Origin of the sequence: Cryobacterium sp. Y57 (assembly GCF_002929505.1) — a bacterium.
In the GTDB taxonomy this organism is placed as follows: domain Bacteria; phylum Actinomycetota; class Actinomycetes; order Actinomycetales; family Microbacteriaceae; genus Cryobacterium.
In genome coordinates this window covers 1-6,830 of sequence record NZ_PJJL01000028.1, presented here as the reverse complement: position 1 = coordinate 6,830, position 6,830 = coordinate 1, and the positions used below count along the sequence as shown (strand labels likewise).

6 protein-coding genes and 2 pseudogenes are annotated in these 6,830 nt (G+C 60.0%); 4 read left to right on the top strand and 4 right to left on the bottom strand.

Annotated elements, in window-relative coordinates; translation table 11 throughout:
- Window positions 1–326 precede the first annotated feature (326 nt).
- The 3 genes and pseudogenes from CXY72_RS00360 to CXY72_RS00350 form a co-directional block, all read right to left on the bottom strand.
- Window positions 327–713 carry a hypothetical protein gene (locus CXY72_RS00360; protein WP_146070973.1) on the bottom strand — a complete coding sequence of 129 codons (387 nt, stop codon included), beginning with the start codon at window positions 711–713 and terminating at the stop codon, window positions 327–329.
- A 343-nt stretch (window positions 714–1,056) separates the two neighbouring features.
- A complete protein-coding gene (locus CXY72_RS00355) occupies window positions 1,057–1,554 on the bottom strand; it encodes a transposase (protein WP_158252400.1) in 498 nt (165 codons plus the stop codon).
- Between the two features lie 61 nt (window positions 1,555–1,615).
- Window positions 1,616–2,227, bottom strand: a pseudogene (locus CXY72_RS00350) (16S rRNA (cytidine(1402)-2'-O)-methyltransferase); the annotation flags it as partial.
- A 407-nt stretch (window positions 2,228–2,634) separates the two neighbouring features.
- Between CXY72_RS00350 and CXY72_RS00345 the strand changes: the two are divergent.
- The 4 genes from CXY72_RS00345 (at window position 2,635) to CXY72_RS19050 (ending at window position 5,930) form a co-directional block, all read left to right on the top strand.
- On the top strand, window positions 2,635–2,832 hold the full coding sequence (locus CXY72_RS00345) for a phospholipid carrier-dependent glycosyltransferase (protein ID WP_255409242.1): 198 nt from the start codon (window positions 2,635–2,637) through the stop codon (window positions 2,830–2,832).
- Window positions 2,833–2,872: 40 nt separating this feature from the next.
- The gene (locus CXY72_RS00340) at window positions 2,873–3,340 is read left to right on the top strand and encodes a hypothetical protein (RefSeq protein ID WP_146070972.1); all 468 of its coding nucleotides are present in this window, start codon (window positions 2,873–2,875) and stop codon (window positions 3,338–3,340) included.
- A 665-nt stretch (window positions 3,341–4,005) separates the two neighbouring features.
- Window positions 4,006–5,106 carry an acyl-CoA desaturase gene (locus CXY72_RS00335; RefSeq protein WP_104125753.1) on the top strand — a complete coding sequence of 367 codons (1,101 nt, stop codon included), beginning with the start codon at window positions 4,006–4,008 and terminating at the stop codon, window positions 5,104–5,106.
- Between the two features lie 401 nt (window positions 5,107–5,507).
- Complete coding sequence (locus CXY72_RS19050) at window positions 5,508–5,930, top strand: hypothetical protein (protein WP_158252399.1); 423 nt, start codon at window positions 5,508–5,510, stop codon at window positions 5,928–5,930.
- Window positions 5,931–6,300: 370 nt separating this feature from the next.
- Here CXY72_RS19050 and CXY72_RS19890 read toward each other — a convergent pair.
- Window positions 6,301–6,830, bottom strand: a pseudogene (locus CXY72_RS19890) (hypothetical protein); the annotation flags it as partial.

Here is a 6,830-nt window from a genome sequence, read left to right as displayed (position 1 = left end):
CTGGGAAGCCGCCATCGTCATCACGGAACTGTTCCTACTAAGCACTATCGTGCTGCAGCTCGCCGTGCGACTGTTCCGGTACGGGTCCATCGAATACACGAACAAAGTATCCCTCAAGACCGCATTCTCACGGCCGAAAGCAGTCGGAGTGGGACGCCGGTGACAACTGCCGCTCCGATAGTGCGGGGCGACCAAAGTGGTCCAAGCTGGTGACCGGCCGCAGCAGGAAGGTGCGGAGGATTGTGTGCCAGCAGCAGTTGCGACCGGACATAGCGCGAAAGCACGGCGCCTGAGTAGTAGGAGTGGAACTGCTAAGTTTCGTTCCACTACGCGCGCGATCGCAGCAGACGATAGCGAACCCCGAACCAGGCGACGGCCAACACCGTTATGCCGAGGCAGGCGAGGCCGGCAACAAACACGCCGCTGTTGACCAGGTACGCGCCGAGCACGGTATTCATGACCAGAAGTACCGGGAAGGAGTCAGCACGAGCGTTGACCGTCAGATCCGGCGCGTTGCTGTCTGATGGTCCCTCAGCCATGCGCCGCTCGATCGACTTGCGCATCTGCAGTGACCCCACACCGGCTGCAACGACGAGTAGGCCGTATAGGACCGGAGGTATCCACGCGAGTTGCTCCGGCAGGACGTGCGCCACAGCCCACACGCAGATCAGAGCAAGCACGCCGCCACTGAGGAACCAGGTCCTAGGCCGCATAAAATTCGCCTCCCGTAGCGGCGCCGCCAGCCGACACCAGCTCTAGTCTGCCAGCCGGCCAGACAACCCATAGGTTTCGACCAGAAAGGCCCGACGATCAGACCCCTCTGCGACCAAATAAGGGATCTGAGTAGTAGTGGAACGCGGCGTAGCGGACGTTTTCGTTCCACTACTAATCACACCCCATATTGTCGTACTTGGTAGTGGTCGAGCCCGGTTTCGCCTGTGGAAGTTTGGAAGGTTTCCTCGATGGCCCAGCGGGCCCCGGCGACACGGACCAGCTCGATCGGGGTGACGTTCTCGGGTGCGTGGCAGATGAAGTAGGCCAGGTCGGTGGGGTCTTTCAGGGGTGGCGGGCCAGCAGCCAGTGTTCGCTTGTCTCGGCGGGGCCATTGATGCGGATCCTGGCCCATGAGAAGAGCCGTTCGCCCGTGATGCCGGTACCGGCGGTGCGGGTGCGCCAGGCCCTCCCGTCCAGGGCGGCGAAGAGCTGATCGGCCCGCCCTTCGGCGCCCAATGAACTCGGGGTGGGGGTGATGGCGCGCTGGTTCATGGCCACGGCCATCACGTAATGTATGCCGCGGGCTTCCAGTCGGCGGCGCAGCCCGGTGTGTTGGCCGTAGACGGCATCCCCGGTGGTCCACTCGGCCTCAATGCCGGCGTCCCGGGCGCGCTCGATCATCTCGGTGGCCAGCACGGGCTTGGTGGCCATCACCCGGTCCTCGGGGATTCCCGCCCGCTTGCACCGCTCGGCGTCGTCGATCCAGGCTTTGGGCAGGTACAGCTCCCGGTCTAGGAAGGTCCGCCCGGCCGGGGACGCGCCCGACGCGTCAGTGATCACCTGCATCCTGCACCGCCCGAAGCTCTTGCCCTCGCACTTTCGACCGACACGCCGCTCACTCGGCCAGTTCGCTCGCGGTGCCGCGTTTGACCTCCTCGCAGAATTTGGTCAGTTCGCGACAGGCGACGACCCGGCGGTCGTTTCCGAACGTCGCCGCCAGGTCGAGCAGTGAATCGGCGAGTCGGTTAGGCAATTCAAAGAACACCATGGTGCGGTGTCCGACGGCGAGGTCCCGCATCAGTTTGACCCGTTCGCCATGTTTGCGCAGCAGAAACCCCTCGAAAGTGAATCGGTCCGTCAACAGCCCGGAGACCGCAAGGGCGGCCAGTACTGCCGAGGGGTCGGGTACTGCTGTGACCTGCACGCTAGCTGCGGCCGCGGCATCCACTAAATGAAAGGCGGGGTCGGAGACGCTAGGCATTCCGGCGTCACTGAGCACGAGAAAGTCGATGTCGCGGGCGGGGCCGACGAGTTCGACGGCTTTGCCGCGTTCATTGTGGTCGTGCAGGGCGATGAGCTTCGGTCGGTTCTCGATTGCGAGGGCTTTGCACAGGTGTACGGTGACGCGGGTGTCCCCGGCGGCCACGACGGTGATGGTGCTCAGGGTGTGGATCAGGCGCCGGGAGGCGTCGCCGCGGTTCCGGCCGGGGTTGCAGCAATGAATGATGATCATGGTACAGTTCTCGCGGCAGCACGAGTCAAACACCACCTGTGATCGGCACGGACCACTCAGTGCGGCCCACTCAATACGATAGATAGCCACGTGCTCGCAACAAGTCGATGGGTTCGTTAGGGCGCGAACCTCGCTGTGGTCCTGCTGGCCGCCGTGTTACGTTTGTGGAACCTCGGCGCACCGCACACGCTCGTCTTCGGCGAGACTTTATATGTGAAGGACGCCTGGATCCTGTTCAATAACGGATACGAATCCACCTGGCCTCAAGACGCCAATCCGCTGGTCGAGGCCGGGCACACGGACATTTTTACTATGGACCCGTCGTTCGTCGTACACCCGCCCCTCGACAAATGGCTAATCGCGCTCGGCATGAATCTGCTCAGCCCGGCAACCCGTGACGTTGGCGGCTGGCCACAGTTGCGGTCGGGATACTCACTGTCGTGCTCATCATGCTCATTACCAAGAAGCTGTTTCAGTCCCATTTGCTGGCCTTGATCGCCGGGTTTCTGCTCGCGATCGACGGCCACGCGATCGTTATGAGCCGCGTGGCGCTGCTCGATAACTTCGTGATGTCCTTCGCGCTGCTCGGTTCGGCGCCGTTCTGATGGACCGAGATCGGTACGCCACCGGCTTGCGATCCGATTGATGAGCATCTCAAGGGCGGATACCCCGGCCCCCGGCCAGGCGCTGTGGTGGCGACCGTGGCTATTGGCCGCCGGCCTCGCGTTCAAACTGACCAGCTCGCTCAAATGGTCCCGGCTGTACTTTGTCGCCGCGTTCGGCATCTACCTCGTCATCGTCGATGCGCTTGCCCGACGGCGGCACGGCATGTCATCCTGGCTCAGCGCCGCCATTCTCAAACACGCCCCCATTACCTTTCTGCTGCTGGTTCCCTTGGCCGTCACGACATTCCTCGTATCCTGGGCGGGTTACTTTGTTACTCGCGGCGGGTATTACCGTGACTGGGCCGATTCAGCCGGTTCCGCCCGGACCGGGCCGCTGGTCGGGGCTCCGCACACCATCCAAAGCTTCTGGTTTTACCAGACTGTCGTCTATACGTACCACGTAGGTCTGGCCACTCTGCTTCCATACCAAGCCAACCCACTGACCTAGCTGTTCATGATCCGACCGACCAGCATGTATTACTGCGGTTCAAGCGAGGGCGAATTCGGCTGCCAGTTTCAAAGCTGTTCGGAAGTCATCACCTCCGTCAGCAATCCGTTGATTTGGTGGACGGCGACGGCCGCACTGTTCTACCTGGTCTACCGGCTTCATCCTGATGAGAATGGTCGCTGGGTATCTACCCTGGCTGATGTATCTGAACCGCACTGTGTTTCAGTTCTATACGATCGCCTTTGAGCTCTATCTGCTGCTCGGGCTCACCTTCGTCATCAGGCTGGTCGAACGCCGAATTCCAGATCAAGCACGGCTGATACGCCGGCGTTCAGCACATTCGTAGGTGCACGAAACCGACCTTGAGCAACAGGTTAACGCCTTCAACACTGTTGTCGTGGGGCTGGCTTCGCACTCATGCTGACCGTATTCTTCTTCCCGCCGTGGATTGGAATGCAAACACCATTCGCCTTTTGGCAGGCCCATATTTGGGTGCCGAGTTGGAGATAGATCGGTCATCTACATTCCATTTTTGGCATATAGCGACTGGGAATGGCGTGTAAATTAAGCGCGGATTCGGAGTCGGCGACCGTAGACTGACGATCATCTGCTCCACGAGTAATTGCTCACGCCCCGGCTGAGAAGCCCCGAACCTCTAAGGCTTCATGTCGGAAATAACAGCCGCTCCCTTTGTCCGCATCATCCGGACCCGACCTGGTGGAGATACCAAGAATCCCACGACCGAATATTCGGCGCTCTTGCACACTGTGCGTAATCTGGGCCTCCTCGGTCGACGCACCGGCTTCTACTGGATAGTGTTCTCTGTGCTCGTGATCGCCACCGGGGGCGCAGCGGCTGGGTTCGTTTTTCTCGGTGACACCTGGTATCAGCTGATCATCGCCGCTGCCCTCGGCCTCATTTTCACCCAATTCGCCTTTCTCGCGCACGAGGCATCGCACCGTGCCGTGTTCACCTCTGGCAAAGCCAACGACCGAGCCGGTCGTATCCTGGCCAACCTGTTCGTCGGCATCAGCTATGCCTGGTGGATGACCAAGCACAGCCGTCACCACGCCCAGCCGAACGTCATTGGCAAGGACCCCGATATCGAGCCCGACTTCATCGTGTTCACTGAGAATGACGCGAAGCAGGTCAGCCGGCTCGGCTCCTTCATCACCCGCAAGCAAGGGTATTTGTTCTTCCCGCTCTTGATGTTCGAAGGTATCAACCTGCACATTCAGGGTTTCAAGACCGTTTTCGGCAAGAACAAGGTCAGCGAACGCTGGGTCGAGATCACCATGCTCGTGACGCGCCTCGCGCTCTACCTCGCCGTGATCTTCTACTTTCTACCGCTCGGCATGGCGTTTGCGTTCGTTGGCGTACAAATGGCCGTGTTCGGGGTCTACATGGGCGCTACCTTCGCGCCCAACCATAAGGGAATGCCGCAGCTCCCGGCTGAAAGCCGAGTCGATTTTCTTCGTCGCCAGGTGCTCACCAGCCGCAACATTCGCGGTGGTACCTTCATCGACCACTACATGGGCGGTCTCAACTACCAGATCGAGCACCATCTGTTCCCGAACATGGCACGCCCGTACCTGCGCCAGGCGCAGGTGATCGCTAAGGGATACTGCCTCTCGCACGACGTGAAGTACACCGAGACGGGCGTCTTCGAAAGCTACGGCATCGTCATCGCCTACCTCAACAAGGTAGGACTGGCCGCACGAGATCCGTTCGACTGCCCAATGACCGCTCGGTTCCGCACGCACTAGCGGGAGTTTCCTAGCTATTTCAGGTTCGCCGGATTGCTCCGATGCGGATATCAGGTTTGATCTGGTGTTCTTCCGCATGTGGGTCGGACTTTTGGCCCCAAATAGCGTCTGAGCTAAAGCATGGCTAGTTTGTATAAGAAGACGATCAACGGGAAACCGTACTGATACCTGCGTGAATGGCCCGAGTCGACGGCAAGCCCAAGATCACCTCGGACTCCCTCGACGCTGTGCACGACGTAGTACATCGAGTCAATGTGCTCGCGGAATCTGCACTATTGCCAGATACGGGCTACGGTGACAGAATGAGCAATTCGTCTGGTACGAGCGAACCCACTGGCCTTCCGAGCGCACCTTCTGTCAAGTCCACGCCATCGTCTGCCCCCGTTGGCCAGCCTCAGCAGGTGAGGATGGCATTCTGGCTCTACCTCCTTGCAGCCCTCGCGGCGCTGATCGGTGGCGTTGTCCGCGCAGCGACCGCGGGCGCTGACAGATCTGTAATCGAGAGTCAGCTCGCGACATCCGGCGTGGCCGTCTCCACCGGCACGATCGACGCCGTGATCACCACGGTGATCATCGTGGCGATCATCGGCGCGATCATCTGGATTATCGCCTTCGTCATTTTCGCGCTGTTCATGAAGCGAGGCGCCGGATGGGCCCGCATTGTCCTCACGATTCTTGCCGCCCTGTCGCTCACCAGTGTCGCAGGCAGCTTCGGCCTTGGAGCGCTCCAGGCCATTGCCGCGGTCGTCGCGACCGTGCTCGTGTGGCTGCGGCCGGCAAGAGAATACTTCCAGGCAGTAAAGGCGTCGCGTGTCCCGCGCTAGTTTTCTTGGGGGCCAGAAGTCGGGCGTTTGTACCGAGTTTTAGGCAGCGTTAGTTATGTGGGCGTCGTTGATATAGCTGCCGATGTGTTGCTCGATGGTCTTCAATGCCTGGCGCAGCAGGGCTGGTGCTGGGGGCGTATTTGCTGCAATGAGTGGCCTGAGGAGCCGGTCGTGCAGCTTTGTGCAGAAGATCGCGATCATCGAAGTGTACGGGTATCAGAAGCAAGGCTCGGGTTACGGCTATTCCAAAGTTCGTGGCCTGAACGTCTTCATCGCGACGATGAAAACGGTGGATGATGCACCGATTATCTTGGCCCAGCGGTTGCGCCGGGATCCGTGCTGGTCTTCGCGCGGCGTTGACCGTCCCGCGTTAGCGTTCAAACAGGGTGATGACGGAACGATTCGTGTGGTGCGAGCTGGTGTTGAAGAACTCCATCGTGTGGAAGGCCACGTTTATCTCTCGGGCAGCATCGGTATCTGTTGAGCTGGCCGTGACAACCCAGATGCGTTCGAGTCTCACCAGCTTCGACTCGATCTCATCGAGTGATCGTGTTTCATCGGAAAAAGTACCCGTCGTCGTGAAAGATGCTTCGAATGCAATGTCTTCGGTGCTGGTGAACGCCACCGGATAGGCGTAGAGAGCCAGCCGTGGCCTGAGCGTGGATTTGCCCGTATCCTGCAAGTAGATTCCGTCGCCCTGGTGTGATACTCCAGTTGGGTTGGCGCCATTCCACAACCTTGGCCCCAGTGTTTCCGCGGATCTTGTTGAGAACGCGCCGCTGACTCGTGTTAACGCCAACTGAAAATGGGGCCATTTGTGCCAACTGAAAACAGGGCCACTTTCGTGTGGTTCTAGTGTGCCGTAGTTGCGGCGGGTTGGTGTTGCTTGAGCCTGTAACT